This is a genomic window from Pseudomonas sp. W2Aug9 (genome assembly GCF_023127755.1).
Taxonomy (GTDB): Bacteria; Pseudomonadota; Gammaproteobacteria; order Pseudomonadales; family Pseudomonadaceae; genus Aquipseudomonas; species Aquipseudomonas synxantha_A.
Map to the genome: position 1 here is coordinate 1 of NZ_SPKL01000036.1, position 1,190 is coordinate 1,190.

A 1,190-nucleotide genomic window follows, 5' to 3' on the forward strand; every position below is an offset into this window, starting at 1 on the left:
TACCGACGCTGTCCCATTCATAGACTGTCTGCGCGCCGTGTTCATCCTCGCGGGCAATCTGTCGCCCCAGGTCGTCATAGCGATAACGCTTGATCCCGCCATTGGGCAATTGCTCTTCCAGCAACTGCCCACGCTCATTCCACACCAGCCGATGGCAGCTGTGATCGGGGTACCAAACTCCGGTCAGTTGCCCGTGTTTGTTGTAGCTGTAATCGGTAACCTCGCCGTCAGGATCGATCCTACGCGTAATATCGCCTTGCTCATTACGCTCGTATTTCCAGACAGCCTCGCCGCGCCTTACAACCCGTACGAAGCCGTTGTCATGTTCGTAGGAGGTCGGCTCATCATCCCCGGGAAACAACGCCACCAAGCGTCCGGCTTCGTCGTACTGATACGCCATCACCGCGCCCAGCGGATCCTGCTCGACGGTCAGCCGCCCCTTGGCATCGTAGGATTTGAAATGCTGCGCGCCGTCCGGATCGATGCGCTGCACCAATCGCGCTCGGTCGTCGTGGACATACACTTCCTGGCTGCCATCGGCGTTATGTACGGTGACACGCCCGTCATCCCCCCAGGCATAACGCGTGTCCATCTGGGAAAAACTCGCCCAATGCCGAACGCAACGCGCCGCCTTGCCAGCGTGCTCCCATTCCCAAAAGAAACTCGCCCCACCGGCCAGCTGCCGCTCAAGAATGACGTGCTGATCGTCGTACCTATAACGCTCGCTTTCTCCGACAGCATTGGTCGCGCAAACAAGTCGTCCCGCTTCGTCATAGGCGTAGGAAACGACGTTCTGTTCGGTCTCCCAGACGTAGGGCTCGCGCCCTGTGGCGCGATGAACCTGGTAGTCCACTGCGACGATGCGGTCCAGCTCATAGCGCAACAGCAGCGAGCGACCAGCACCGTTATCCAGCCGCTCAATTCGCCCGGAATGATCACGGAAAATGCGTAGACGGTTGTCATACGCATCGCTGACCGCAGTCAGTACACCGTCGCGAAAGTGATAGAACCGCGACGCCTGGGCCAGCACTAACTCATCAGGAGCCGAGCCCAAGTAGATCGCTGCTTCCGCCAGGCTATTGGTGATTGCGGGTCGAGAGTCGCTGGGCAATGGAAACTGCGTACGGCGGTTCTCATGATCGGTCCACACCACCGAATCGCCCGACACACAAAGCCTGTGCGCCAGCGCA

General features: G+C 59.3%; 1 pseudogene. It reads right to left on the reverse strand.

The annotated features are described in order from the left end of the window. A pseudogene (locus tag E3O56_RS23440) lies at nucleotides 1–1,190 on the reverse strand (type IV secretion protein Rhs); the annotation flags it as partial.